This is a genomic window from Bradyrhizobium sp. URHC0002 (assembly GCF_054059515.1).
Map to the genome: position 1 here is coordinate 7473639 of NZ_JBSSCF010000001.1, position 25636 is coordinate 7499274.

The following is a 25636-nucleotide window of genomic DNA, read 5'->3' on the forward strand; positions in this document are numbered from 1 at the left end:
CACTGGTTCAGTTAAGTAGACGCAAACGCAGCAGAATCGTTCCGCAACGCAACATTGCTCCATAAAAGTTAGGGAACCGATTTTCGTCTTGCAAGCCGGCCCAGTACTGACCGGGACAACTAAAAGCGTGGACGTGATTATTTGGTCACAGCAGCCGCAGCAGGTATTCGAACGTGTAGAGCGCGAGCCCTGCAAGCCCGCCGATCAGCGAGCCGTTGAAACGGATGTATTGCAGGTCGCGGCCGATGTTGATTTCGATCAGCGAGATCAGCTGGCCCATGTCCCAGGATTTCACCTGATCCGAGATGAAGGTCGAGACGCCGCTCTTCTGTTCGGCGACGACCGTTCGCAACACGGCCACGAGGCCCTGGTTGATTTCGGTGCGCAGCTCGGCGTCGCCGGCCAGCGCCTCGCCTGCCGTCACGAACATGCGCACCAGATACTGCTCCAGCACCTGCGTCTCGCCCGATGCGCTGCGTTCGAAGAACGATCGCGCATTCTCCCAGATGTGACGCGCAAGGCTGGTCAGTTCGGGCCGCGCCAGGAGATCGCGCTTCAGGCCGGCGATGCGTTCGGCGTAAGCCGGATCGGTGCCGAGACGATCGACGAAGGTCAGCACCATCCGGTCGAACTCGCCGCGGAACGGATGCGCGGGATCGTTGCGGACTTCCTCGAAGAACGCACTTGCCGAGGCCACGATCTTGTTCACCAGAAACTTGTCGGCGCGATAGAGTTTTAGAAGCGTCGGCAATTCGGCGCGGATCTTTTCGCGGATCATCGCCATGGTCTCGGCCTGCGTCATGGTCTGATGCACGCCGCGCAGGAGATCATCGAGCAGCCCCTGATGCCGGCCCTCCTTCACGAAGGCGCGCAGCGTGCCGGCGGCAAGCGGCGCCAGATCGAGCGACATCAGTTGCGCGGTGATGCGGCGGCTGACGAAGGTCATCAGCCCGGAATTCTCCGTCGCAGCTATCGCCTCGGGCAACAGCCGCAGCGCGAAGCGCGCGAGATCCTCGCTGCGCTTGCGGTCGCGCAACCAGTCGGCGATGAACGAGCCGAAATCGATCTGCCGCAGTTTTGCTTCGACCGGTGCGGATTCGAGGAAATGCACCTCGATGAATTCGCCGAGCTTGTCGGCGATGCGATGCTGGTTGCTCTGTATGATTGCCGTGTGCGGGATCGGCAATCCCAGCGGCCTTTTGAACAAGGCCACGACGGCGTACCAGTCGGCCAGGCCGCCGATGGTGGCGGCCTCGGCAAACGCCGCGATGAAGCCGAACGCCGGATGCACCGGCAGCAACGCCTTCGCGCCGATGAAAGTCGCAAACGTCGCCGCCAGCACCCCCGTCGCCAGCAGCTTCACGCGCCGCAGCTCGGCGGCGCGCGCGGCGTCGCCGGGAGTGTCGATGACGAATGTGCCGGGAAGGCTCATGACGGCTTTCGAGTGGACAACGATCCTCATCCTGAGGAGCCGCGAAGCGGCGTCTCGAAGGATGGCGGCATCGGGGCTCTCATGGTTCGAGACGGCGCAAGAGCGCCTCCTCACCATGAGGGTCCAACCTGATCTATGGCGACGCCCGACAAAAAGAAGGCCCGCCTAAGCGGGCCTTCGAAAATGCAGTTGTCAGGCGGATCGCGATCAGGCGGTCTTGGAATAGACCTTGGCGAAGTTGTCCTGCGCGTTCTTCGCACCCTCGGTGACGAGCTTGCCGAGATACTCGGTCGAGGCCTTCGCCCGCGAGACGAGCACTTCGCCGCGCGCACGGACCAGGTCCGACTGGATCTGGGCGGCTTCGCTCAGCGACTTGGCCGAAGCGAGCTTGTCGATGCCGGCGAAGAACGCTTCCGCGTCCTGATAGAGCGCCTGCTGGATGTTGCGGCTGATCTTGGCAGCCTCGGAAACCGAACCGGCAACGGCGGTCTCGATGGCAGCGGTGACCTTCTCGGAACCGGCATGCATGTCGGCGGCGCGAACCTTGGCGGTCTCGGCCTGCTTCTTCACGAACTCACGGGCAGCTTCCGGAACTTCCAGGTTCTGGAGCTTGGTGAACGCCTCGGTGACGGGCGCGAAGGCTTCCTTGACGGTGTTCAGCACGGAATTGGTTTCGGTGGTCATGGGGGTCTCTCCATCCTCAGGTTTGAGCTATGGGCTCACCCCGTCCGGATTGGCCCGGGGCAGGAGTGTTGTGCCATAGTTAATGGTGCGACGCAACATCAATGTTGCATCGCGATATCACGAATTCGTGATCAGCCTGATGAATGGGCGGTTCGCCCAAGGAACCGGCAAAAGTTCCACTTTAGGCTAATGCCCGAGCCGGCCCATTTACTTTGCATGGGGTTGTTTTCGCGATTTCGCGTCTCGCTAGTGCTGGACCGCCCCCGGGACCCCATAGGCCTCGAGCTGTGCTCGAACCTGCGCCACATTATGCCCGAGCACGACGATATCGTGCTTCTTGCCGTCGACGTCCCGGACGTGGTCCCGCAGCAGGGCCTCGGCCTTGAAGCCAAGGCTTTCGAACAGCGTGATCGCTGCCTGCTGGTCGACCGTCATCTGCACCGACAGCTTTTCCAGACCGGCGCCCAAGGCCAGCGCAAAGGTCTCCTGGGACAGCGCCCGGCCGACCCCCTGCCCGCGGACGTCCTGCGACACCACCATCCGGATCTCGCCGACATGAGGCGACCAGGAATGCGGGTCGCGCACCAGCGTGCCGCAGCCGACCACCGTCCCGTTCTTCACCGCCACCAAGCTGACGATGGCGCCGCGTTCGATCTCGTTGATCCAGGCCGACAGCACCTTGGGCTGGCTGATGTTGCGGGGCAGGAACAGCAGATCGTGCGTCGGAAGCTTTTGCGCAAACGCCAGCACGGCGGCTTCGTCGTTGCGCGCCATCAGGCGGAATTCAATGTCGCTGGCCTCGGTCTTGACGTGGCGCGGATAGGAACGTGTTTCGCTCATGTTGATCTCTTACCTAGCCAGGAGTCCAGTTTCGGCCACAGCCGCTTGATCGCGTTGGCGCCGGCGACGAGGCTGACGTGGCCGCCCTTCAGCATCACTTCTTCCTTGTCTGATGAGCCGACCTTGGCGATCAGATGCTTTGCCGCGTCATAGGGCACGATGTGGTCGTGCTCGGCGACCGCATGCAGGATCGGCACCGTGATCTTGGAGATATCCGCTGCCCGGCCACCGACGGTCATGGTGCCGTTGAACAGCTTGTTGTCCCACATCAGGTCCTTGGTGATGGCGCGAAAGTACTCGCCGGCCAGCGGCAAGGTATCCGTGCCCCAGCGATCCATCATCCGGTAGGCTTTGACGTATTCGTCGTTCCAGATGTTTTCCCACAATTGCACCTGGCTGGCCGCGCGCGACGCCGGCCGCAGCATCTCGAATGACGACAGAATCATTTCGGGCGGCACATTGCCGACGCTGTCGACGAGGCGATCGACGTCGAAATAGCGCCGGTCGGAGAAATTCGAAAACAGCTTCATCTCGCGGAAATCGATCGGCGTGGTGAAGCAGATCAGGTTCTTCATCGGCCCGTCGTTGAAGATCGAGCCGTACAACAGCGACAGCACGCCGCCGAAGCAGTAGCCGATCACGTTGACGTCTTGCTCGCCGGAATCCTGCTGCACGCGGCGGACGCAATCCGGGATGAAATCGAGGACGTAGTCCTCCATCCCAAGGCTTTTTTCTTCCGGCTTGGGCGCAGTCCAGTCCAGCATGTAGACGTCGTAGCCACGCTTCAGGAGAAACTCGATGAAGCTCTGGCCTGGCACCATGTCGAGGATGTAGCCGCGGTTGGTGGTCGCCATCACGATCAGGATCGGAATCCGGTAGATTTCATCCGCGATCGGCCGATAGTGATAGAGGTTCATGGTGCCGCGGACGGCCAGAATGTCCTTTGGCGTCGAGCCGAGCGAGGGGCCGGACGAGGAAAAATATTCGACGCCCTTGATGCTGCGCTGGATCGCGCGCTGCACCTCGGACTGGATCCGTTCCGGGATCGACGCCAGATCGAGGCCCGCGGGAGCGTTCATTTTTGCTCTCCCTCCGTTGGCGGACGCTTGGTGCGCGGCGGCCGCTGAGTGCCAGGGCCGCTCTCCGGTGACAGCGAGTTATGATGCACCTGATGCAGCATCGCCTTGATCTCGTTGAGCTGGCCTTCGATCGACTGCAACCGCTCGGCCATGCCGACCATCTGCGCCCGGCTCGGCAGGTTCATCGCGAGCAGATATTTCTCCATCAACTCACCGAGTTGCTTCTGCGCGCCCGCCGATACGCCGCCGACCTGATTCATCACCTTGGAAAATTCAGGCGACGCCATCGCCTGATTGGCGAAGGAGTTGAACCCCTTTTCCATCTCCCCGAGCATGGTCTGCCAGATCACGGCAGGATCATTGCCTTTGTCAGCCATAGGCGCCCTCTCCCTGACGGTTACGAGCGCTTGCCACGCTTCGCTTCAATTGACCCCATACGACACCGTTGCGCCGGGCCGGTCAACCACCGCAGAGCCTTCTGCGGTGCGGGAAACCATGCCATAGTTACTCAAAGCTCAGGTCACATCTAGGGGAAGACAAACGCGATGCTCGCTCACCAGCCGCCACAGATCGCTCGCGCCAACGGCATCGACATCTGCTACGAAATTTTCGGCGATCCAGCCGCGGAACCGCTGTTGCTGATCATGGGGCTCGGCGCCCAGATGATCCATTGGGATGACGACTTCTGCCGCCAGCTTGCCGCGCGCGGTTTTCGCGTCATTCGCTTCGACAACCGCGACATCGGCAAATCCTCGCACCTTTCCGGAGGCAAGCGCCTGACCCCGTTCGAGCTGCTCAAGCTGCGGTTCCTGAAAATCCCTGTCGCGGCAAGCTACAAGCTGATCGACATGGCTAAGGACACGGTCGGCCTGATGGACGTGCTCGGCATCAAGTCGGCGCACCTGGTCGGCGCATCGATGGGCGGCATGATCGCCCAGGAAGTCGCGCTGTCGTTCCCGCAGCGGGTGCGTTCGCTGACCTCGATCATGTCGACCACAGGCAACCCGAAAGTACCGCCGCCGACACGCGAGGCCGCTGCCGTGCTGATGGCGCCACCGCCGACATCAAAGGAAGAATATTTCGCGCGGTTCGCCAAAACCTGGAAGGTGCTGCGCGTCGGCTCGTTCCCGGAAGACGAAGCGCTGGATCCGGCGCGTGCGGCCCGCACCTATGAGCGCGGCCTCAATCCGGCCGGCGTCGGACGCCAATTGCGCGCCGTGCTGGCCTCCGGCAGCCGCAAGGAACGCTTGGGTCAAGTGAAGGTGCCGACGCTCGTCATTCACGGCACCGTCGATCCGCTGGTGCGCCCCGAAGGCGGCAAGGACACTGCGGCCTCCATCCCCGGCGCAAAGCTGCTGATGATCGAAGGCATGGGCCACGCGCTGCCGATCCCGATGTGGCCGCAGATCATCGGCGCGATCGACGAGCACGCGCATCGCGCGGCGGCGAAGGCGGCGTAGTAAGCGATTTAAATGTAGGGTGGGCAAAGGCGCACTTGCGCCGTGCCCACCAGTCGCGAACCTGAGTGGTGGGCACGCTGCGCTTTGCCCACCCTATGAAGTTGCGAGCGTCAGCCCTTCGTCGCGATCCAGATCACATGGCGGGCGCCGCCGCCTCTGCCGGTAGCGCGGATGTTGACCTCGTTGACGTCGAAGCCTGCACCACGAAGGCGCTTTGCGAATACAAGATTGGGCCCGGACGACCAGACGGCCAGCACGCCGCCCGGTCGCAGCGCGGTGTGTGCCGCCTTCAGTCCTGCGGAACTGTAGAGCGCATCATTGGCCTTGCGCGTCAGGCCCTCCGGACCGTTATCGACGTCGAGCAAAATCGCATCGAATTTCGAACGGTGAGTGCGGATGATTTCGGTAACATCGGCTTCCCGGATACTGACGCGAGCATCGCCGAGGCTGTCGCCAAAAATTTCCGCCATCGGGCCGCGCGCCCAGGCGACGACCGAAGGCACCAGTTCGGCCACCACGATCTGCGCCTTGCTGCCGAGTACCGCAAGCGCGGCACGCAGTGTAAAGCCCATGCCGAGGCCGCCGATGAGCATGTGAGGTTTTGCGACCTTCTCGATCTTCTTCGCCGCCAGCGTCGCAAGTGCGGCTTCCGACCCCGAGAGGCGGCTGTTCATCAGCTCGTTGGTGCCGAGCATGATGGAGAACTCCTTGCCACGGCGCATCAGGCGGAGTTCATCGCCGGTGTCGGGAATGCGGGCGGTGTCGAGTTTTTCCCAGGGAATCATGCCAAGGCTTGTAGCATGATTGCGCGATGCCGCGGCTAGCGAAGGGCCGTAGGGTGGGCAAAGGCGCACTGCGCCGTGCCCACCATCCTCGTTCGAATCAAAGTTGGTGGGCACGCTGCGCTTTGCCCACCCTACGAAGATTTACCCGCCCGCCCACACATCCAGCACATAACGGTTCTTGGTGCCGAGATCGTCGATCCAGCGCAGGCCGGCCTCAGTGTCGGCGCCGGACTTTTCGCAGTAGATCGCAACCAGCGCGGCCTTGACGTCCGGCTCCATCTTGCCGCCGTCGCCGCAGACATAGACGATCGCACCCTGCTCGATCAGGCTCCAGACGCGCTCCTTCTGCGCCGTCACCTGATGCTGCACATAGGTCTTCGGCCCGTCGGCACGCGAGAACGCGGTGTGCAGCTCGGCAATGCCGTCGGCGGCGAAGGCTTTCAGTTCATCCGCATAGAGAAAATCCTGATCGGGATGCCGGCAGCCGAAGAACAGCATCGCGGGGCCGAGCTTTGCGCCCTGCGCCTTGCGGTGCGCGCGCTCCTGCAGGAAGCCACGGAATGGCGCCAGCCCCGTGCCGGGGCCGATCATGATCACGGGTTGGGCCGGATCGTCGGGCAGGCGGAAGCCGGCCTTGGTCTCGCGTACCGTGGCATGCACGTTGTCGCCGACGCGGCGGCCGGAGAGATAGTTCGAGCACACGCCCTTGTAGACGCCGCGGCCCGAACTGGCCGGCGCTTCGACCACGCCGACGGTGACGCTGCAGCGCGCCGGATCGCCTGACGGCGACGACGAGATTGAGTAGTAGCGCGGCGCCAGCAGCGACAGCATTTCCAGATAGGCGTGGAACGGCAGTTCGCAGGCCGGATGTTCTTCCAGCAAATCGAACACCGATTTGCGCCTCGCCAGCACGTCCGAGCGATAGCGCTCCGTGGAAGCCTCGTCGTCGCCGACGTAGGCGAGCAGTTTTGGCTTGGTGACGGGACAACGCGTGTGTTCCGACATGATCTGGATCTGCTTGCGGGTCGCGATCTGCTGCAACTCGACGAACTCGGTCAACAACCGGCCGACCGAGACGGCATCGCCGACCGGCAATTGCGCACGGCGGCCCTCCGCGACCTGCAGCCGGATCTGATCGGCCGGCAGGAAACCGAATCGGCGCGCGACGGAATCGACCAGCGCGGGATCGTTGCGCGGGACGACGCTGAGGTGGTCGCCGACACGATAGGTGATGCCGGGCGGCAATTGCACCTCGATATGCCGTGTCGAGCGGTCGGAAGGATTCGCGCCGCTTTTGTTCTGCAGCTCGGAGTTGACCGACACTTTCATCGGCGCAACGCCACCCTGCGCAACGAGCACGTTGACGGCGGACGGCGCCACCGGCTCGATCGAATAAAGCGGCGCGTCGTCGGCGCTGCGAGCGAAGCTGGAATCGACGCCCAGTTCCTTCATTGCCCCGGGTGCTGCCGCAGCGAACCATTTTTCGAACTGGCCATCGAGATCGCTGCGCGCATCACCCTCGCCGCGGGCGTAGAGGCTGCGCGCGCCATGCGCCGCCAACTGCTCGTCGATCACGCGCGGCACGGATTGATAGGTCGCCGCCCAGTCGCTGTTGCCACAGCCGAACACGGCGTAACGCACCTTGGCGAGCGCATCCTTCGGCAGGCCGCTGTCCAGCCATTTGACGAACTGCGTGGCGTTATCAGGGGCTGCGCCGTTGTAGGAAGCGCAGAAGATCAGCAGCCCGCCCTCCTCCGGCAGCTTGCCGACGTAATCGTCGAGCGCGCCGAGCTTGGTCGCAAAGCCGTTGACCTCGGCCAAATCTGCCACCCGCGTCGCCAGCTCTTCCGCCGTGCCGAGGTTGGAGCCGTAGAGCACGAGCAGCGGCGTGTTGTGGCCCGGACGGGTCCGCGCCTGCGGCGCTGCCGCGTTCGAGGCGGCGACGGCCACCGCTGCGCGGCCAGCGAAGGCGCCGCGATCCTTGTCGGCGCGCGGCCGCACCTTGATCTTGAAGCCGTCCGGCTTGATCGTCAGCGTTTCCTTCAGCTGCATCTGGTAACGGTTGACATCGATCAGCTTGAAGCGCTGCAGGATCATGCCGATCGCGAGCGCCGCCTCGTGCATCGCAAAGCCGCGGCCGATACAGGCGCGCTGGCCGTTGCCGAACGGCTTCCAGGCGTTGACCGGGCGCTTGGCTTCGGCCTCGCGGCTGAAATTCTCGGGATCGAAGGCATCCGGGTTCGGACCCCAAACGCTGGGATCGCGATGCAGCGCCATCACGAGCACCGTGATGAAAGTGTTCTTCCTCAGCTTGTATTTGCTGCCGATCGTCTCGTCCTGAAGCGGCGCAATGCCATAAGCGGGCGCCGGCGGCCACAGCCGCAGCGCTTCCTTCAAAATCTGCGTGATGTAGGTGAGCTGGGTGACCTGCTGATAGGTCGGCCGCGCATTGATGTCCGGCCCGAGCACCCGGTCGACTTCCTCATAGGCCTTCTTGAGCACTTCGGGATGCTTGAGCAGCGCATAGATCGTGCACGACAAAAGTCCGCTGGTGGTTTCGTGGCCCGCGATCAGGAATGTGTTGATCTGGTAGCGAATGTTGACGTCATCGAGCTGCTCGCCGGTGGCACGGTCGACGCCGGTCATCATGGCGCCGAGCATGTCCTTTTTGCCTTCGGCTGCCTCGGCGTTGCCGCGGCGCTCGGCGATGATCTCGTCGACCATCTTGTTCATGAAGGCGACGTCCTGCGCGAGGTCGCGGCGGCGCTTCTGCAGCCACAGGCCCTCGAGCGGAATGCCGCGCGTCATCATGATGGTCTCGAGCGAGCGCACCAGCGATTCCACGAACGGGTGATAGTCGCGGCGATAGAACGAATTGAATCGGTAGTCGAAGCCGCACAGGCCGATGGTGTCGAGCGTCAGCGCGGTCATGTCGTGGACGACGTCGATCTCCTCGTCGCCGTTGAGGCGTTCCCATTTCTTCACGAGCTGTTCGGCGATATCGACCATGCTCGGATGGTAGGACGTCATCGCGCGGTTGCCGAACGGCTGCAGCAGGATGTTGTGCGCCTTGCTCCAGTTCGGCTCATTGGTGTCGGCGGTAAACAGTCCATCGCCGCCGACGGCGCGGACGCGGCGCAGCGAGCCGCGCACCGCCTTGTCGAAGCGCTTTTCGTCGGAGAGTTCGTCGATCAGATCATGGCCGGATACGATGACGAGCGGGGCGCCCATCATGTCGAGCCAGAAAATCGGCCCGAGTTCCTTGGTCAGCCGCACCAGATGCTGCACCGGCGCGTTGGGGTCCAGCGACAGCATGTTGCCGACGACGGGCTTTTTCGGCGGATGCGGGATCGGATTTAATTTATTGGGGGACGCCATTGGAAAATAGTCTCCTGGTCTCGATCTCTAATCGTCATTGCGAGCGAAGCGAAGCAATCCATCGCGCCGCAAAAAAGGAAGAATGGATTGCTTCGTCGCTTCGCTCCTCGCAATGACGATGGGCTGGCCCTCTGCCTCAACCAAATCGCTTCTTACGCCATTCGATCAGCTTGGCGCTGACCTCGTCGGGCTTTTCCTGCTGCGTCCAATGGCCGCTGTCGCGCACGAGATATTTTTCCAGATCGGGGATGATCTTCTCCATGCCATCGGCGGCCGACGGCGGCAGCACTGCGTCGTTCTCGGCCATGATCATCAGCGACGGCACGCGCACCGTATGGTCGAGACCTTCCGAGCGCTGCCAATTGCGCGAAAAGTTGCGGTACCAGTTGATGCCGCCGGTAAAGCCGGTCTTCGTGAAAGTATCGACGAACACCTTCCTTTCTTCCGGCGAAAGGATCGGCGTGCGCGGATCGAATTTTGCGTCGTAGGCAGCGATCATCTGCGGAAAGGCCAGGTTGGTCTTGGCCGATGCGCCGACACCCGCAACAGACGCCGCGGCCGAGGCGTCGTCCTTGCGCGGCAACGGCTTACGCATGAAGGCGTCGAACGTCTGCTCGACGCGGCTGCCGAAGATCTTGTCGGGCTCGCGGGCGGGATCCTGAAACTGCACGATATACATGCTGTCGCCGAACCGCTTGCGGAACAGCTCGATCGGATCGGCCGGCAGGCGGTCGTAATGCGGCGTGTTGACGCCGATCACGCCCGCGACCCGATCGATGTGGCGCAGCGGCATCTGCCAGACGATGAAACCGCCCCAGTCGTGGCCGACGAAAATCGCCTTGTCGATCTTGAGATGGTCGAGCAGTCCGACGAGATCGCCGGTCAGGTGCTCCATGTCGTAGGCCTCGACCGGTTCGGGCCGGTCGGTCGCGCCGTAGCCGCGCTGATCCGGCGCAATCACGCGGATGCCGGCCTCGCTCAAGGCCTTGATCTGGTGACGCCAGGAGAACGCGATTTCCGGCCAGCCATGGCAGAGAATGAGTGGCGGCGTGTCGGACTTCGGTCCCGCCTCGTAATAACCCATGCGAATACCGTTCACCTGGGCGAACTGCAGCGGCGGCATTTCAATCATCACCAGACCCTATTCAGCCGCGCTGGTCATGCTCGGCGGCGGCGCGAACGCGGCCTCCAGCGCCTCAAACTCTACCGGCAGCATGTCGCACATGACCTGGACATGGGGAATGATGTTGGCGCCGGCGATGAAGCCGAAATCGAGCTGGTCGCGGTAACTCTGCACGGTGATGTTGAGCGCGATCCCGTGGGTCGAGATCGAGACCGGGAAGATGTGCAGCAATTCCGCGCCTGCCGCGTAGAGCGTCTGCCGCGGCCCCGGCACGTTGGACACCGTGATGTTGGCGGATGGCGGCAACACGTTCGACAAGTCCGAGCGGCTGTAGAGCAGCGCCATAATCTGCACCAGGATCGGCGCGCCGAGCATCGACATGTTGGACACCTGCGGCATGAAGGCCCGCAGCGGATGCGACATCTCCTTGGACTTGGTGGACTGCGCTATGATCGCCTCCAGCCGCGCCTTCGGCTCCTCGATATTGGTGGCGATCGAGCAGATCATGCCGAACACCTGGTTGTTGGCCTCGGTGTTGCCCTCCTCGCGCAGCGAAATCGGCACCGCGGCCGTCATCGACTTGGCCGGCAAGGCGCCGCGCTCCAACAGATAGCGCCGGACCACGCCGGAGGACAGCGCCAGCACCACGTCATTGAGCTTGCCGCCGGATGCCTTGGCGACCGCCTTGGCCCGCGACAACGAGATCGAGGTGCCGGCAAAGCTGCGCTCTGACGAAATCGCCTTGTTCAAAATCGTCGGCGGCGAAACCATGCTGGCGATGCTGTCGCGCGACTTCGGATCGGAGATCTTGCCGACCACGTCGTTGACACTCTTGAGCATCGCCGGAATGCTGCCGGCGAATTTCACCGCGCTCTCGATCTGGAACATGGCGTTATCGAACAGGATCGATCCGATATCGCTCTTGCCGGAACGCGGCAGATCGATGGTCTTCGGCGTCGAGGAGCCGTCAAAGGGCTGGCGCCAGAGCTGCTGGTAAGAATCGATCAAATTGGCGGCGATGTCGCGCGGCTCGTTGCCGCCCTTGGCCTGCGGTATGGGTTGCTCGACCACGCGCGGCACCGGGGTGACGTCATAGATCATGTTGGTCAGCGCCGCGCCAGCGCCGCCGTCGATGCAGGCGTGGTGCATCTTGGAATAGAGCCCGATCTCGTTGTCCTTCATGCCCTCGAAGACATAGAACTCCCACAGCGGCCGGGCGCGGTTGAGGAGCTTGGCGTGCATCCAGCCGACGATGCGTTCCAGCGTCGCGCGGTCATACGGCGCCGGCAGGCTGCCACGGAAGATGTGACGGTCGATATCGAACTGGTCGTCCTCGACCCAGGACGGATGGTCGATATCGAGCGGCGCCTTTTCCAGACGCGCCTTGAGGATCGGCGCGATGTGCAGCCGCGAGGCGATCATCGCCTTGAAGTCCTCGAAGAAGTTACCGTTGTAGTTCTCCGGCAGGCGGAAGATCGCCATGCTGCCGACATGCATCGGCATCTCGGGCGTTTCCAGATACAGAAACGACGCGTCCATCGAAGACAGTTTCTTGGCGTCCGCCATATTTTCCTCCCGCAGTAGAAAACGCGGCGCCTTGGCAGCGCTTCTGGCGTCTAGAATGTCTTTGTTATTGGAGCATATCCGAAAACCTCTCACCATCCCGCATCAATTGCGGGACGGGATCTTTCGGGATCATGCCCTAAGCTCAGGGCGTTGGCTCAGGATTGTGCATTTTCAGGGGGGCCGTAGGCAATGGCAAAAGGTCCTGATCGGTCAAAATGCTTAAATTCCCCCTCGGGCTGCGCCAGACGGTCGGCCACCGCCCATAATGCTGCGGGGTTGACGCCGAGCCCGATATGGCTGGCGAAGTACACTTCGATGTTTTCGGCGGTTTCGGAGGGCCGCAACAGGCTGGTGTGCCAGTTCACGATCCCATCGGTACGGGAATAGATCGAGGTCGCCGGCACCGGCAGGTCACCGGCGATTGCCTCTCTTATCTCGGGATTATCGTCGACCGCCTCCCCCGACAGCGCCTCGTAGAGTCGGGTGGCGTTGGTCGCCCGGATGTCGTTGGCAAACGGACTGCCGAGCGTGATCACGGAACGCACCATGTCCGACATCTGCAGGGCGAGATCGCGTGCATAGACGCCGCCGAGACTCCAGCCGACCAGGCTGACCTTGCGGCCGCTCGATTCATGAATGCGCCGCAGGAGATCGCGCAACGCAGCGCGCTTGGAAGCGACGCCGCCGAGATTGCGGCCCATGTTCCACGCATGGGTGTCGTACCCGAGTTCTTTCAGGTAGCGCCGCATTGGCGCCATCGAAAGATCGCTGGCGAGAAAGCCCGGGAGCGCCAAGACCGGATGCCCGTCGCCCTTCGGCGCGCGCAACAATAGCGGCGCCAGCAGCAAGCTCGAATTCAGCTCGAACAGGCCCCTCGCCTCGGCGAGCATCAGAAACAGGCTCGGCGGCTGAAGCCGTTGCTCGCCCGTCGCTGCGCCGCCTTCCGCGATGGCCACTATTACTTGTCCTTCTTGCCCATGCCGCCGAGGCCGGCCATGGTCACGAACATGTCCTGGAAACGCTCGGCGATTTTGGGATCGAACGTGAACCAGCTCTGGATCAGCGATTCCGGGGAAACCTTTTCGATGTTGGCCATCATCTGCTGCTGCATCTTGTCCATCACCGCCGTCTGCATCGGCTGCACGTCCGGAAGGCCGAAAAACTGCCTGGCCTCCAGCGGCGTGCAATCTACTTCGACGTTAACCTTCATGACCGCTCCTCTTGCTGGCTGCTTGCAGTATCGCCACGATAACCCTGATCGCGCAAGGACAAGACCCGGTCCCCCCGTCTCAGTTCCCGGTATGGTCAACCAAAGCGTTCGACGGCAAAGGGTCTGGCATCGGCAAACGGGGTCTCGCCGGTCATCATTTCGGCCAGCAGGCGGCCGGTTGCGGGTCCGAGCGTCAGGCCGTGGTGCTGGTGGCCGAAATCGAACCATAGCCCGTCATGGCGGGGGGCCTTGCCGATGACCGGCAACATGTCTGGCAGACAGGGTCGCGCCCCCATCCAGGGTTTGGTGTCGACCGGCTCGCCCAGCGGGAACAGTCGATGCGCCCGCGGCAGGGCCTGCTCGACCTGGACCGGGCTCGGCGGCGCATCGCGGTGGGCGAACTCCGCGCCGGTGGTCAGGCGGATGCCCCGGTTCATCGGCGCCAGCAGATAGCCGAGATCGGTGTCCAGCACAGGATGATTCAAGACCGCGTTACCGCGCGGCTTGACGTGCAAATGGTAACCACGCTTGACCTGCAGCGGGATGGAATAGCCGAGCGGCGCAAAAATCTGATCGGACCACGGCCCCATCGCCACCACGGCCTCGCGCGCCGTAATGGTGCCTTCCAGCGTCGCCACCCGCCACCGTCCGCCGGATTGTTCGAGCGTTCGTGCATCACCGACAAGGTATCGCCCGCCCTTGCGGCCGAACAGCGCCGCATAAGCCTTGGCCAGCCCGCCGGGATCGGGCACAAATCCCGGCGCCGGAAAATGGATTCCGCCGCTGAAATCGCCGGTCAGATGAGGCTCGCGCGCAATAATTGCCGCCGTGTCCAGGATCTCGCCGGCGACGCCATACTGCCTGGCGCGCTCCAGCTCCCCCACGGCGCCAGCCAGCGTCGCCTCGGAGCGAAACAGCTTGATCCAGCCGTTCCGCCGCAACAGCTCCGGTACGTTGGCTTCCGCGATCAACGCCTCATGCTCGATCAGGCTGCGCTGGATCAGCGGCAATTCGGCCATCGCGCTGTGCAGTGCACGCTCGGGTGACGAAGCAAGGAAATAACGTACCAGCCACGGCAGGAAGGCCGGCAAGTCCCTGAAATGGTAACGCACGTGCGGCGCGCGAAGGAACGCGTAGCGCAGGATCTGGCCGAGATCCCGCGGAAACATGTAGGGAAAGACCGAGGCGCATTCGATCAGTCCGCCATTGCCGTGACTGGTTTCCTCGCCGGCAACCTCATGCCGGTCGATCAGAACGACGTTCCGGCCACGTTTCTGCAAATGCAAGGCAGCGCTGACACCCACCATGCCCGCACCCAGGACGAGTACGTCGGCCTTCAGTTCCGCCATCTGGCACTCCGAAAATTCAATGTAACGCGCTTGCGCGCGCGGCTTATTCTGAAACTAGTCAATACCGCACCGCCGCGCAAACCGGCACGCAGTGCGGGATAATGATGCTTGTGCGGTGGCTGGACTCTGGCAGCATGGCTCGGCAATATCCGACGCCAGAGCATGATTTGGAAAAGTGGACACCGGTTTTCCCTCGGGACAAACGCGGAACGCGTTTGCCCGAGATCATGCTCAAACAAGAATGATCGACGAGCATGATTCAACGCAGTTGAAGCATGCTCTCGTCGCGGAAATGGCTGATCAGAGCGGGGAAATCGAACAAATGTCGGTACGACGGAATTTGCTTGCGGCGGCCATGGCTTCAATCATCGCGCTCGCGATGGTCCCGGCATCGGCCCAGACCCTGCGCTACGCCAACCAGGGCGACCTCAAATCGCTCGACCCCTACACGCTGAACGAGAGCACCACCCACGCCCATCTCGGACATGTCTTCGAAGGCCTGGTGGCCCGCGACAGGGACCTGAAGATCATCCCGGCACTGGCGGAAAGCTGGGAAACGCCGGAGCCGACCCGCTGGCGGTTCCATTTGCGCAAGGGCGTGAAATTCCAGAACGGCGACCCCTTCACCGCCGACGATGTGGTGTTCTCGGCGGATCGCGTTCGCAAGAAAGGCTCGAACCTGCAGACCCGCATTCCCACCGACGCCAAGGTCGTCAAGGTCGACGACCACACGGTGGACTTCATCCTGACTTCGCCAAATCCCATTCTCAATTCGCAATGGGATACCTGGTACATCATGAGCAAGAAATGGGCCGAGGCGAACAACTCTGTCGAACCGACGCCCGCCGCCGCGACCACGCCGAGCTTTGCCTCGCTCAATGCCAATGGCACCGGCCCCTTCACCGTCGAGAGCCATCAGCCCGGCGTCAAGACCGTGTTCAAGGCCAACCCGAACTGGTGGCGCAAGGCGGAACATAACCTGAAAGAAATCATCTTTACGCCGATCGGCTCGGACGCCACGCGCGTGGCCGCCCTGCTCTCGGGCGAAGTCGACGTCATCGAGCCCGTTCCGATCCAGGATATCACGCGCGTCGATTCCACCCCCAACGCCCAGGTGCTGAAGGGACCGGAACTCCGCACCATCTTCCTCGGCATGGATCAGGTGCGCGACGAACTGCTCTATTCCAACGTCAAGGGCAAGAACCCGTTCAAGGACGTCAAGGTGCGTGAGGCCTTCTTCAAGGCCATCGACATCGAACTGATCAAGACCCGCGTCATGCGCGGCCTGTCGACGCCCTCGGCGCTGATGATCGCGCCGCAACTGTTCAAACTGTCCGGCGACTTCACGCGGCCGAAACTCGATCCTGACGGCGCCAAGAAGCTTCTGACCGAAGCCGGTTATCCCGATGGCTTCGAAGTCACGATGGACTGCCCGAACGACCGCTACGTCAACGACGCCGCGATCTGTCAGGCAGTCGTCGGCATGCTGGCCCGCATCGGCGTCAAGGTAACGCTGCTGGCCCAGCCCAAGGCGCAGTATTTCGCCAAGGTGCTGAAGCCCGGCGGCTACCAGACTTCGTTCTACCTGCTCGGCTGGACACCCGGCACGCTCGACTCCCACAACGTCCTGTTCGACATCATGGGCTGTCGCGACGATCCGAAATCCAGCCGCGGCGAGGGCAATCTCGGCGGCTACTGCAACAAGGGCCTCGACGAACTCACCGACAAGGTGCTGCAGGAGTCCGACATGACCAAGCGCGACCTGCTGATCAAGCAGGCGTACGAAATCGGCGCCAAGGACTTTGGATATATCCCGCTGCACCAGCAGGCGCTGGCGTGGGGCGTGTCGAAGAAAGTGAAGCTCAGCCAGCGCGCCGACAACCAGGTCCTGCTCTATTGGGCAACCAAACAGGACTAGTCAGGCTTCAAAACCAGGTCCCGGCGGCTTAGCGGCTTCCGGGACTTTTCGTTCCCGGCGACAGCGACGTCCGCCGCCGCACCAAGAGAGCAGTGAAAGGAATCCATGCTCGCTTTCACTCTTCGCCGCGCTATCCAGGCCATCGGCGTCATGATTGCGGTCGGCGTCATCGCGTTCTCGATGTTCCGCTTCGCCGGCGACCCCGTCAACCAGATCGTCTCGCTGGATACGCCGGCCGCTGAACGCGAGGCGGTGCGCAAATCTCTCGGCCTCGACGATCCCGTGCCGGTGCAGTTCGCCCGCTACTTTGCCAATGCCGCGCAATTCAAGTTCGGGGTGTCCTATCAGTTTCGCCAGCCGGTTTCGAACCTGTTGATGGAGCGAATGCCGGCGACGCTGGAACTCGCCGCCTGCGCTACGGTGTTCGCCATGGTGTTCGGCATCCTGATGGGGGTCTATTCGGCACTGCGACGCGACACGATTCTCACGAAGTTCTTCCAGGCGGTATCGCTGATCGGAATCTCGCTGCCGACCTTCCTGATCGGCATTCTCCTGATCTATCTGTTCTCGGTGACGCTGGGCTGGCTGCCTTCATTCGGCCGTGGCGATGTGGTGCGGATCGGATGGTGGACCACCGGCCTGCTAACCCTTTCCGGCCTCAAGGCGCTGATCATGCCCTCGATCACGCTCGGCCTGTTTCAGATGACCCTGATCATGCGGCTGGTGCGCGCTGAAATGCTCGAAGTGCTCCGCACCGATTACATTCGCTTCGCCCGCGCCCGCGGCCTCACCACACGCGCAATCCATTTCGGACACGCGCTCAAGAACACGCTGGTTCCGGTCATTACTGTGGCAGGGCTGCAGTTTGGCTCGGTAATTGCATTTGCCATCATTACCGAAACCGTCTTCCAATGGCCGGGTATGGGGTTGTTGTTCGTGCAGGCGGTGCAAAATGTCGATATCCCGATCATGGCCGCCTACCTGCTGATGGTGTCGCTGATCTTCGTCACCATCAATCTGGTGGTCGATATCCTCTACACCATTGTCGATCCGCGCCTGCGCTCGACGATCAGCCGTCCGGCCTGAAGCGAGACGCCCAATGTCCGACGCCGTCGTCCCACACCAAGCAGAGCCCGCCGCGCCGCCAGCGCGCGCCGGCACGGGCTGGTTGAAGCGCGCACTCGACAGCGACATCTTCTATTCGTTCCGCCGCTCCCGCATGACCATGGTGGCGGCGGCGGTGACGCTGCTGTTCTTCCTGCTGGCGCTCTTTGCATCGCAACTCGCGGTGCAGAACCCGTTCGATCCAGCGCAGCTGCAATTGATGAATTCGCGGATCTCGCCGCTATGGACGGCCGACGGCCAGAGCCCGTTCCTGCTCGGCACCGACGAGCAGGGCCGCGACGTGTTTTCCGCCATTCTCTACGGCTTGCGGATTTCGCTCGCGGTCGGCGTGCTCGGCGTCATCTTTGCCGGCGCGCTCGGCATCACGCTCGGGCTGGTCGCGGGCTATGTCGGCGGCGCGGTCGACGGGCTGATCATGCGCATCGCCGACGTGCAGCTCACCTTCCCTGCGATCCTGATCGCGCTATTGGTCAACGGCGTCGCCAAGTCCGTGTTCGGCAACCGGCTGGACGCCATGAGCACGCTGGCGGTGCTGGTGGTCGCGATCGGCCTGAGCTTCTGGGTGCAATATGCCCGCACCGTGCGCGGTTCGGTCATGGTCGAGAAGAACAAGGACTATGTCGCGGCGGCGCAGTTGATTGGCCTCCCCGCGCCCAAGATCATTTTCCGGCATGTGCTGCCCAACACAATGGGCCCGATTCTGGTAATCGCGACCATCAACCTGGCGCTCGCCGTCATCACCGAGGCGACGCTGTCGTTCCTCGGCGCCGGCATGCCCGACACCATGCCCTCGCTCGGCACCCTGATCCGGATCGGCAACAATTATCTGTTCGCCGGCGAATGGTGGATCGTGGCCTTCCCCGGCATTGCGCTGGCGGGACTGATCCTCTCCATCAACCTGCTCGGCGACTGGCTGCGCGACGCACTCAATCCAAAGCTCCGATGACCGTACCCGTTCTCTCCGTGCGTAACCTCGAGGTGGAATTCCTCACCCGCCGCAGCGCGCTGCGCGCGATCAACGGCGTCTCCTTCGACATCGCCAAGGGCGAAGTGCTCGGCGTGGTTGGCGAGTCCGGCGCAGGCAAATCGGTCACCGGCCTCGCCGTAATCGGGTTGATCGATCCGCCCGGCCGCATCGCGGGCGGCGAGATCTACCTGTCGGGGACGCGGATCGATCATCTGCCGCCGGAAGAAATCCGCCGCATCCGGGGCAAACGGATCGGCATGATCTTCCAGGATCCGCTGACCAGCCTCAATCCGCTCTACCGGATCGGCGACCAGATCGTCGAGACGATCCGGACCCATATGAATCTGTCCGAGACTGCGGCGCGCAAGCGCGCCATCGATCTGCTGGCCGAGGTCGGAATCCCCGCGCCGGAAAAACGCATCGACGCCTATCCGCACGAATTCTCCGGCGGCATGCGCCAGCGCGTCGTGATTGCCCTTGCGATCTGTGCCGAACCGGAACTGATCATTGCCGACGAGCCGACCACCGCGCTCGACGTCTCCGTGCAGGCGCAGATCATTTCGCTGATCAAGCGCCTCGGACGCGATCACGGCACCGCCGTCATGCTGGTGACCCACGACATGGGCGTGATCGCCGAGACCTCCGATCGCGTGGCGGTGATGTATTCGGGACGGATCGCCGAAATCGGTCCGGTGCAGGACGTGGTGCAGAACCCGCTGCACCCCTATGCCAAGGGGTTGATGGGCGCGATCCCGACGCTGGCCGGCGAAGGCAAGCGCCTGGTGCAAATTCCAGGCTCGATGCCGCGGCTGTCGGCGATCCCCCCGGGCTGCTCGTTCAATCCGCGCTGTGCTTTTGCGTTCGACCGTTGCCGCGTCGAACGGCCAGAGCCGCTCAAGCACGGCTCACACTCGGTGGCCTGCCATCTCTTCGATACCGCGCCAAACGAAACCGCGAAGGAGACCGCGGCATGACGGCCTCTTTTGTCGATGTGAGAAATCTGCGGCGGGTGTTCGACGTCTCAAAACCGTGGCTCAACCGCGTCCTTGAAGGCGGCCATCTGGAATTTTTGAAGGCCGTCGACGGCGTGACATTCGATATCAAAAAGGGCGAAACCTTCGCGCTCGTCGGCGAGTCAGGTTCTGGCAAGACCACGGTAGCGCGGATGGTGGTGGGATTGCTGCCGCCGAGCTCGGGCGAAGTGATCATCGACGGCGTGTCGATGACGAATGCGAGGCAGGCCCAGGCGCGGCAGCGGCTGCGCCGCCGCATCCAGATGATCTTCCAGGACCCCTATGCGAGCCTCAATCCGCGTTTTCGGGTCGATGCCATCGTGTCCGAACCGATCCGCGCTTTCGACCTGATCCAGGGCGAGCGCGATATTCGCTCGCGCGTCGGTGAATTGCTGAGCGTCGTCGGCCTGCATCCCGACGACGGCCTGAAATATCCGCATGAATTCTCCGGCGGCCAGCGCCAGCGCATCGCGATCGCGCGCGCGCTGGCGTCGGAGGCCGAATTCATCGTCTGCGACGAGCCGACCTCGGCCCTGGATGTTTCCGTGCAGGCGCAGATCCTCAACCTGATGCGCGATCTGCAGGACAAGTTTGGACTGACCTATCTATTGATCAGCCATAACCTCGCCGTCGTCCGCCACATGGCGACCCGGATCGGCGTGATGTATCTCGGCCGCATCGTCGAGATTGCCGAAGGGCGCGAATTGTTCGCCAATCCCAAAATGCCCTACACCAAGATGCTGCTCGGCGCGGTTCCCGATCTTGCGATGTCCGGCCGCCAGCGCATTCCGGTCAAGGGCGAAATTCCCAATCCGATCCATCCGCCACCCGGCTGCGCCTTCAACCCGCGCTGCCCGCTGGCGTTCGATCTCTGCCGGAAGGAAGCGCCTGTCCTGATCGACGGCGTCGCCTGCCATGCTGTCAACCAACCGGTTGAGGCCACAGCCTCGGTATGATCAGGGAGATGGGTGCAATGCGTGGCATCCCAGCGGTTGGCATCCAGCTTCGCCTGTGGTCAAGTGCGCGCGCATCGCGATACCAGCACCGCATCGGACTCCCATGAGCAACATCAATCCCGATCCATTCACCACCCGGCCGGAAATCGAAGGCACCTTTGGTGTCGTGACCTCCACCCACTGGATCGCCACCGCCGTCGGCATGGGCATTCTGGAAAAAGGCGGCAACGCCTTCGACGCCGGGGTTGCAACCGCCTTCACGCTGCAGGTGGTCGAGCCGCATCTGAACGGTCCGGGCGGCGATGTGCCGATCATTGTGCACGACACCAAACGCGGCCGCACCGAGGTGATCTGCGGTCAGGGTCCCGCGCCGGCGAAGGCGACCATTGCCCACTACAAGGGCGAAGGCCTGGAGATGGTGCCCGGCACCGGGCTCCTCGCCGCCTGCGTTCCCGGCACGTTCGAATCCTGGATGCTGCTGCTGCGCGACTACGGCACGATGCGGCTGCGCGACGTGCTGGAGCCCGCGATCGCCTACGCGCGAGACGGCTATCCGCTGGTCGAGCGAGCGGCGGCGACCATCCAGGTCGTGGAGAAATTGTTCCGCAAGCACTGGACGACATCGGCGGCGGTCTACCTGCCGAACAACGAAGTGCCGAGGCCCGGCACGCTGTTTACCAACAAGCAGCTCTCGGAAACCTATGCCCGCATCCTGAAGGAAGCCGAAAGCGCCGGCTCCGACCGCGTCGCGCAGATCGAGCGTGCGCGAAAATCCTGGTCGCATGGTTTTGTGGCCGAAGCGATCGACAAGTTCTGCCGCACCCAGGACGTCATGGACGTCAGCGGCTCGCCGCATCGCGGCGTACTTTCGGCCGACGACATGGCGCGCTGGCAGCCGACCGTCGAAGCGCCGCTGACCTACGACTATGGCCGCTACACGGTCTGCAAGCCCGGCGTCTGGAGCCAGGGTCCCGTCATGCTGCAGCAGCTCGCGCTGTTGAAGGGCTTTGAGCTCGACGGACTCGATCCCGCCGGCCCCGAATTCATCCACCTGCAGATCGAATGCGCAAAACTCGCCTTCGCCGATCGCGAGAAGTTTTATGGCGACCCAAAATTCACCGACATCCCGATCGAGACCTTGCTGTCGGACGCCTACAATGACGCGCGCCGCAAGCTCATTTCCAAGGACAAGGCCTCGCTCGATTTCTTGCCCGGCTCGGTGGAAGGTTTCGGCTCGGTGGTCAAGCTGCGCCGTGCCGAAGGCCATCGCGAGGCGGTCGGCGCCATGGGCGCGGGCGAGCCGACCGTCGGCCGCTTCGGCGAGGTACGCGGCGACACCGTGCATTTCGACATCATCGACCAGGCCGGCAACATGGTGTCGGCGACGCCGTCCGGCGGCTGGCTGCAGTCCTCGCCGGTCATTCCCGAACTCGGCTTCTGCCTCGGCAGCCGCGCGCAGATGTTCTGGCTGGAGGAGGATCACCCGGCGGCGCTCGCGCCTGGCAAGCGGCCGCGCACCACGCTCTCGCCGACCATGGCTCTGCGCGACGGCGAGCCGTACATGGCCTGGGGCTCGCCCGGCGGCGACCAGCAGGATCAATGGACCACGCAATTCTTCCTGCGCCATGTGCACGCCAAACTGAACCTGCAGGAAGCGATCGACGCGCCGGCGTGGCACTCCGAGCATTTCCCGATCTCGTTCTGGCCGCGCACCGCGCGCCCCGGCGTGCTCGTGGTGGAAAACCGCGTGCCGAAAGCGACCGTCGATACCCTGAAGGGTCGCGGCCATGTCGTCGAGATCGGCCCCGACTGGTCGGAAGGCCGCCTCACCGCAGCCTCCAAACTTGGCCGCCGCCGCCGCGCCGCTGCCAACCCAAGGGGTATGCAGGGTTACGCGGCCGGACGATAGTTAGAGAAGAGACAAGATGACCTGGTCGATCATCGCCCGCGATCCCCTCACCGGCCAAATCGGCATTGCGGTTGCGACAAGGTTTTTTGCGGTCGGCGCACGCGTGCCGCACATTGCGCCCGGCATCGGTGGCGTCGCGACGCAGGCGCTGGTCAATCCTTATTACGGCATCGACGGCGTAAAACTGCTGCGCGAAGGGCGCGAGCCGCGCGAGGTGGTGGACACGCTGATTGCCACCGACGACGGCCGCGAAGCCCGGCAGCTTCATGTCATGGATATCAAGGGCCGGATCGCTGCGCATACCGGCACCGAATGCGTCGACTGGTGCGGACATATTCAGGGCGACGGCTTTTCCCTTGCCGGCAACATGCTGGCGGGCGCCGCCGTGCTCGACGATACCGCGCGGGCTTTTATCGCCAATGCCAGCCTGCCGTTCGCCCAACGGCTGATCGTGGCCATGAAGGCCGGCGAAGCCGCCGGCGGCGACAAGCGCGGCAAGCAATCGGCCGCGCTGGTGATCCAGGGCGAGGAGGAATGGTCCGATCTCGACCTGCGCGTCGACGACCATACCGATCCACTTGCCGAACTCGAGCGTCTGGAACAGGTCAGCCGCGAGCGCTGGGTGCATTTCCGCCCATTCCTGCCGACGCGCAGCAATCCGGCAGGGATCACCGACCGTGCCGTCATCGACGCCACCATCGAGGCGGCCATGGCCCGCAAGACATGACGGCAAGCCCACTGATCGAAATCGAGGGCCTGCGCGTGGTCTTCCACGGCGACGACGGCCGCACCACGCATGCGGTCGACAGCGTCGATCTCAGCGTCGCCAATGGCGCGACGCTGGGCCTGGTCGGGGAGTCCGGCTGCGGCAAGAGCGTGACCTCGCTCGCCATCATGGGACTGTTGTCGAAGCACTCGGCGGAGGTCTCCGGTTCGATCCGCTTCGACGGTTGTGATCTGCTCGATGTCCCCGACGAAACCCTGCGCGATCTGCGCGGCAACCGGCTCGCGATGATCTTCCAGGAGCCGATGACCTCGCTCAATCCGAGTTTTACCATCGGCGACCAGATCATCGAGACGATTTTGCGCCATCGCGGCGGCTCTCGGCGGCAGGCGCGCGAGCGCGCCGTCGAGCTGTTGCGCCGGGTCCACATTTCCTCGCCCGACAAGCGCATCGACGAATATCCGCACAAGCTCTCCGGCGGCATGCGCCAGCGCGTGATGATCGCGATGGCGCTGGCCTGCGACCCGCGCCTTCTGATCGCGGATGAGCCGACCACCGCGCTCGACGTCACCCTGCAGGCGCAAATCCTCGATCTGATGCGCGAACTCAAAGCTGCCAGCGGCGCAGCAATCATTCTGATCACCCACGATCTCGGCGTGGTCGCCGAAGTCTGCGACGAGGTCGCCGTGATGTATGCCGGCGAAATCGTTGAGCGCGCGCCGGTCGACGAGCTCTTTGCCAATCCGCAGCATCCCTACACCGTCGGCCTGCTCGGTTCGATCCCGCGGCTCGACCGCCGCGCCGCGCATCTGGCGACCATCGAGGGCATGGTGCCGAACATGGCGAACCCGCCATCCGGCTGCCGCTTCGCGGCGCGCTGTCCGTTCGTCCTTGAAACCTGCATCGCCGCGCCGCCGCCGTTGGCCATCGTGAGCCCGAGCCACGCCTCGCGCTGCATCCGGGCGCCGCTGGAGCGGCTGGTGTCATGACGGCCCTGCTCGAAGTCGAAGGCCTGGTGAAGCATTTCGTCGCTGCGCGGTCGGTGTTTGGCCGGCCCACCGCCTATGTCAAAGCGGTCGACGGCGTCAGCTTCACCGTCGAGGCCGGCAAGACGCTGGCGCTGGTCGGCGAATCCGGCTGCGGCAAATCCACCGTGAGCCGGCTGGTGCTGCGGCTGATCGAGCCGGATGCCGGAACCGTTCGCTTCGAAGGCCGCGACCTCGGCGCGCTCGACGCCAATGCGTTGCGCGCCTTCCGCCGCGACGCGCAAATCATTTTCCAGGACCCCTATGCGTCCTTGAACCCGCGAATGACCGTCAGCCAGATCCTGACCGAGCCGCTGGCGCTGCACGATCTGGTGCCGGCTGCGCGCCGCCACGAGCGGGTCGAAGAATTGCTGCGGCTGGTCGGGTTGGAGCTGCGCTTTGCCCGCCGCTATCCGCATGAATTTTCCGGCGGCCAGCGCCAGCGCATTGCGATTGCGCGGGCGCTCGCCGTGGAGCCGAAACTGATCATCTGCGACGAGCCGGTGTCCGCGCTCGACGTCTCGATCCGTTCGCAGATCCTCAATTTGTTGCGCGACCTGCAGGACCGGCTCGGCCTCGCCTACATCTTTGTCAGCCACGATCTTGCGGTCGTAAAACACATCGCCGACCGGGTCGCGGTGATGAATCTCGGCGGCATCGTCGAGACCGCCGCCGCCGACGCGCTGTTTGCCGCACCCCGGCATCCCTATAGCCGCGCGCTGTTGTCGGCCATTCCGGTGCCCAAGCCGCAGGCCAAGCGCAGCCGCATCGTGCTGGAGGGCGAGATGCCGAGCGCGCTCAATCCTCCCGCCGGCTGCCGCTTCCATACCCGCTGCCCCTACGTCGTCGAACGCTGCCGCACTGAAATTCCTCAGCTGCTCGCCGACGGCACGGGACACGCCACCGCCTGTCACCGCACGGCGGAATTGCCGGCGCCCGAGAATATCGTGCCGGCCGATGGCGGCTTTTCGCCGGTGCTGGAAAAACTGGTCGCCGCCTTCAGCGGTGGCACGGAAGGTGCAGGCCGCGGCGGGGTTGATGTATCAGGGACACGGCCAGCGGCACTGTAATCGTGGATATCGTGGATAGAGGG

At 63.4% G+C, this 25636-nt stretch carries 22 protein-coding genes; 10 read left to right on the top strand and 12 right to left on the bottom strand.

Features of this window, described 5'->3' with window-relative positions:
* Positions 1-145: 145 nt before the first annotated feature.
* The 5 genes from ACVWVY_RS36215 to ACVWVY_RS36235 all read right to left on the bottom strand — a co-directional run bounded on the left by ACVWVY_RS36215 (position 146) and on the right by ACVWVY_RS36235 (position 4412).
* Positions 146-1432, bottom strand: a complete 1287-nt coding sequence (locus tag ACVWVY_RS36215; protein ID WP_456630885.1) for a DUF445 domain-containing protein — start codon at positions 1430-1432, stop codon at positions 146-148.
* A 207-nt stretch (positions 1433-1639) separates the two neighbouring features.
* Positions 1640-2116, bottom strand: a complete 477-nt coding sequence (locus ACVWVY_RS36220; protein ID WP_456630886.1) for a phasin — start codon at positions 2114-2116, stop codon at positions 1640-1642.
* Between the two features lie 246 nt (positions 2117-2362).
* The gene (locus tag ACVWVY_RS36225; protein ID WP_456630887.1) at positions 2363-2956 is read right to left on the bottom strand and encodes an N-acetyltransferase family protein; all 594 of its coding nucleotides are present in this window, start codon (positions 2954-2956) and stop codon (positions 2363-2365) included.
* Positions 2953-4035, bottom strand: a complete 1083-nt coding sequence (locus ACVWVY_RS36230) for a PHA/PHB synthase family protein (protein ID WP_456630888.1) — start codon at positions 4033-4035, stop codon at positions 2953-2955. Before ACVWVY_RS36230 ends, ACVWVY_RS36225 begins: the two co-directional genes overlap by 4 nt.
* Positions 4032-4412 carry a hypothetical protein gene (locus tag ACVWVY_RS36235; RefSeq protein ID WP_456630889.1) on the bottom strand — a complete coding sequence of 127 codons (381 nt, stop codon included), beginning with the start codon at positions 4410-4412 and terminating at the stop codon, positions 4032-4034. Before ACVWVY_RS36235 ends, ACVWVY_RS36230 begins: the two co-directional genes overlap by 4 nt.
* Positions 4413-4580: 168 nt before the next feature.
* On the opposite strand from ACVWVY_RS36235, the gene ACVWVY_RS36240 reads away from it, so the two are divergent.
* Complete coding sequence (locus tag ACVWVY_RS36240) at positions 4581-5495, top strand: alpha/beta fold hydrolase (RefSeq protein WP_456630890.1); 915 nt, start codon at positions 4581-4583, stop codon at positions 5493-5495.
* A 110-nt stretch (positions 5496-5605) separates the two neighbouring features.
* Here ACVWVY_RS36240 and ACVWVY_RS36245 read toward each other — a convergent pair whose 3' ends face one another.
* From ACVWVY_RS36245 to ACVWVY_RS36275, 7 genes are all read right to left on the bottom strand, one after another.
* Positions 5606-6280: a spermidine synthase gene (locus ACVWVY_RS36245; protein ID WP_456630891.1), complete on the bottom strand. Its 675-nt coding sequence runs from the start codon at positions 6278-6280 to the stop codon at positions 5606-5608.
* Positions 6281-6421: 141 nt separating this feature from the next.
* The gene (locus tag ACVWVY_RS36250) at positions 6422-9658 is read right to left on the bottom strand and encodes a bifunctional cytochrome P450/NADPH--P450 reductase (RefSeq protein WP_456630892.1); all 3237 of its coding nucleotides are present in this window, start codon (positions 9656-9658) and stop codon (positions 6422-6424) included.
* A gap of 136 nt (positions 9659-9794) precedes the next feature.
* Entirely contained in the window at positions 9795-10790 is a 996-nt protein-coding gene (locus tag ACVWVY_RS36255) for an alpha/beta fold hydrolase (protein ID WP_456630893.1), read from the bottom strand.
* Positions 10791-10799: 9 nt separating this feature from the next.
* Entirely contained in the window at positions 10800-12347 is a 1548-nt protein-coding gene (locus ACVWVY_RS36260; RefSeq protein ID WP_456630894.1) for a WS/DGAT/MGAT family O-acyltransferase, read from the bottom strand.
* Between the two features lie 155 nt (positions 12348-12502).
* Positions 12503-13297, bottom strand: a complete 795-nt coding sequence (locus ACVWVY_RS36265) for an esterase/lipase family protein (protein WP_456632398.1) — start codon at positions 13295-13297, stop codon at positions 12503-12505.
* An 8-nt stretch (positions 13298-13305) separates the two neighbouring features.
* Positions 13306-13557, bottom strand: a complete 252-nt coding sequence (locus tag ACVWVY_RS36270; protein ID WP_456630895.1) for a DUF6489 family protein — start codon at positions 13555-13557, stop codon at positions 13306-13308.
* A gap of 95 nt (positions 13558-13652) precedes the next feature.
* On the bottom strand, positions 13653-14906 hold the full coding sequence (locus tag ACVWVY_RS36275) for an NAD(P)/FAD-dependent oxidoreductase (RefSeq protein WP_456630896.1): 1254 nt from the start codon (positions 14904-14906) through the stop codon (positions 13653-13655).
* 322 nt (positions 14907-15228) lie between these two features.
* Here ACVWVY_RS36275 and ACVWVY_RS36280 point away from each other — a divergent pair, with 322 nt between their 5' ends.
* From ACVWVY_RS36280 to ACVWVY_RS36320, 9 genes are all read left to right on the top strand, one after another.
* Positions 15229-16824 (top strand): ABC transporter substrate-binding protein, encoded by a 1596-nt coding sequence (locus ACVWVY_RS36280; RefSeq protein ID WP_456630897.1) that lies wholly within the window; start codon positions 15229-15231, stop codon positions 16822-16824.
* Between the two features lie 105 nt (positions 16825-16929).
* Positions 16930-17910, top strand: a complete 981-nt coding sequence (locus tag ACVWVY_RS36285; RefSeq protein ID WP_334509872.1) for an ABC transporter permease — start codon at positions 16930-16932, stop codon at positions 17908-17910.
* A 13-nt stretch (positions 17911-17923) separates the two neighbouring features.
* Complete coding sequence (locus tag ACVWVY_RS36290) at positions 17924-18895, top strand: ABC transporter permease (protein WP_456630898.1); 972 nt, start codon at positions 17924-17926, stop codon at positions 18893-18895.
* Positions 18892-19890, top strand: a complete 999-nt coding sequence (locus ACVWVY_RS36295) for an ABC transporter ATP-binding protein (protein WP_456630899.1) — start codon at positions 18892-18894, stop codon at positions 19888-19890. Before ACVWVY_RS36290 ends, ACVWVY_RS36295 begins: the two co-directional genes overlap by 4 nt.
* The gene (locus ACVWVY_RS36300) at positions 19887-20885 is read left to right on the top strand and encodes an ABC transporter ATP-binding protein (protein WP_456630900.1); all 999 of its coding nucleotides are present in this window, start codon (positions 19887-19889) and stop codon (positions 20883-20885) included. The genes ACVWVY_RS36295 and ACVWVY_RS36300 overlap by 4 nt, the downstream gene beginning before the upstream one ends.
* Before the next feature lie 103 nt (positions 20886-20988).
* Positions 20989-22794, top strand: coding sequence for a gamma-glutamyltransferase family protein (locus ACVWVY_RS36305; protein ID WP_456630901.1), 1806 nt, complete (start codon positions 20989-20991; stop codon positions 22792-22794).
* Between the two features lie 16 nt (positions 22795-22810).
* On the top strand, positions 22811-23521 hold the full coding sequence (locus ACVWVY_RS36310; RefSeq protein WP_456630902.1) for a DUF1028 domain-containing protein: 711 nt from the start codon (positions 22811-22813) through the stop codon (positions 23519-23521).
* Positions 23518-24507: an ABC transporter ATP-binding protein gene (locus ACVWVY_RS36315; protein ID WP_456630903.1), complete on the top strand. Its 990-nt coding sequence runs from the start codon at positions 23518-23520 to the stop codon at positions 24505-24507. Before ACVWVY_RS36310 ends, ACVWVY_RS36315 begins: the two co-directional genes overlap by 4 nt.
* The gene (locus ACVWVY_RS36320; protein WP_456630904.1) at positions 24504-25613 is read left to right on the top strand and encodes an ABC transporter ATP-binding protein; all 1110 of its coding nucleotides are present in this window, start codon (positions 24504-24506) and stop codon (positions 25611-25613) included. The genes ACVWVY_RS36315 and ACVWVY_RS36320 overlap by 4 nt, the downstream gene beginning before the upstream one ends.
* The last annotated feature ends 23 nt before the right edge of the window (positions 25614-25636 follow it).

Excerpts from the sequence above, each read along its gene's own strand:
- ACVWVY_RS36215 (WP_456630885.1), bottom strand. The coding sequence starts at position 1,432 with ATGAGCCTTCCCGGCACATTCGTCATCGACACTCCCGGCGACGCCGCG.
- ACVWVY_RS36220 (WP_456630886.1), bottom strand. The coding sequence starts at position 2,116 with ATGACCACCGAAACCAATTCCGTGCTGAACACCGTCAAGGAAGCCTTC.
- ACVWVY_RS36225 (WP_456630887.1), bottom strand. The coding sequence starts at position 2,956 with ATGAGCGAAACACGTTCCTATCCGCGCCACGTCAAGACCGAGGCCAGC.
- ACVWVY_RS36230 (WP_456630888.1), bottom strand. The coding sequence starts at position 4,035 with ATGAACGCTCCCGCGGGCCTCGATCTGGCGTCGATCCCGGAACGGATC.
- ACVWVY_RS36235 (WP_456630889.1), bottom strand. The coding sequence starts at position 4,412 with ATGGCTGACAAAGGCAATGATCCTGCCGTGATCTGGCAGACCATGCTC.
- ACVWVY_RS36240 (WP_456630890.1), top strand. The coding sequence starts at position 4,581 with ATGCTCGCTCACCAGCCGCCACAGATCGCTCGCGCCAACGGCATCGAC.
- ACVWVY_RS36245 (WP_456630891.1), bottom strand. The coding sequence starts at position 6,280 with ATGATTCCCTGGGAAAAACTCGACACCGCCCGCATTCCCGACACCGGC.
- ACVWVY_RS36250 (WP_456630892.1), bottom strand. The coding sequence starts at position 9,658 with ATGGCGTCCCCCAATAAATTAAATCCGATCCCGCATCCGCCGAAAAAG.
- ACVWVY_RS36255 (WP_456630893.1), bottom strand. The coding sequence starts at position 10,790 with ATGATTGAAATGCCGCCGCTGCAGTTCGCCCAGGTGAACGGTATTCGC.
- ACVWVY_RS36260 (WP_456630894.1), bottom strand. The coding sequence starts at position 12,347 with ATGGCGGACGCCAAGAAACTGTCTTCGATGGACGCGTCGTTTCTGTAT.
- ACVWVY_RS36270 (WP_456630895.1), bottom strand. The coding sequence starts at position 13,557 with ATGAAGGTTAACGTCGAAGTAGATTGCACGCCGCTGGAGGCCAGGCAG.
- ACVWVY_RS36275 (WP_456630896.1), bottom strand. The coding sequence starts at position 14,906 with ATGGCGGAACTGAAGGCCGACGTACTCGTCCTGGGTGCGGGCATGGTG.
- ACVWVY_RS36280 (WP_456630897.1), top strand. The coding sequence starts at position 15,229 with ATGTCGGTACGACGGAATTTGCTTGCGGCGGCCATGGCTTCAATCATC.
- ACVWVY_RS36285 (WP_334509872.1), top strand. The coding sequence starts at position 16,930 with ATGCTCGCTTTCACTCTTCGCCGCGCTATCCAGGCCATCGGCGTCATG.
- ACVWVY_RS36290 (WP_456630898.1), top strand. The coding sequence starts at position 17,924 with ATGTCCGACGCCGTCGTCCCACACCAAGCAGAGCCCGCCGCGCCGCCA.
- ACVWVY_RS36295 (WP_456630899.1), top strand. The coding sequence starts at position 18,892 with ATGACCGTACCCGTTCTCTCCGTGCGTAACCTCGAGGTGGAATTCCTC.
- ACVWVY_RS36300 (WP_456630900.1), top strand. The coding sequence starts at position 19,887 with ATGACGGCCTCTTTTGTCGATGTGAGAAATCTGCGGCGGGTGTTCGAC.
- ACVWVY_RS36305 (WP_456630901.1), top strand. The coding sequence starts at position 20,989 with ATGAGCAACATCAATCCCGATCCATTCACCACCCGGCCGGAAATCGAA.
- ACVWVY_RS36310 (WP_456630902.1), top strand. The coding sequence starts at position 22,811 with ATGACCTGGTCGATCATCGCCCGCGATCCCCTCACCGGCCAAATCGGC.
- ACVWVY_RS36315 (WP_456630903.1), top strand. The coding sequence starts at position 23,518 with ATGACGGCAAGCCCACTGATCGAAATCGAGGGCCTGCGCGTGGTCTTC.
- ACVWVY_RS36320 (WP_456630904.1), top strand. The coding sequence starts at position 24,504 with ATGACGGCCCTGCTCGAAGTCGAAGGCCTGGTGAAGCATTTCGTCGCT.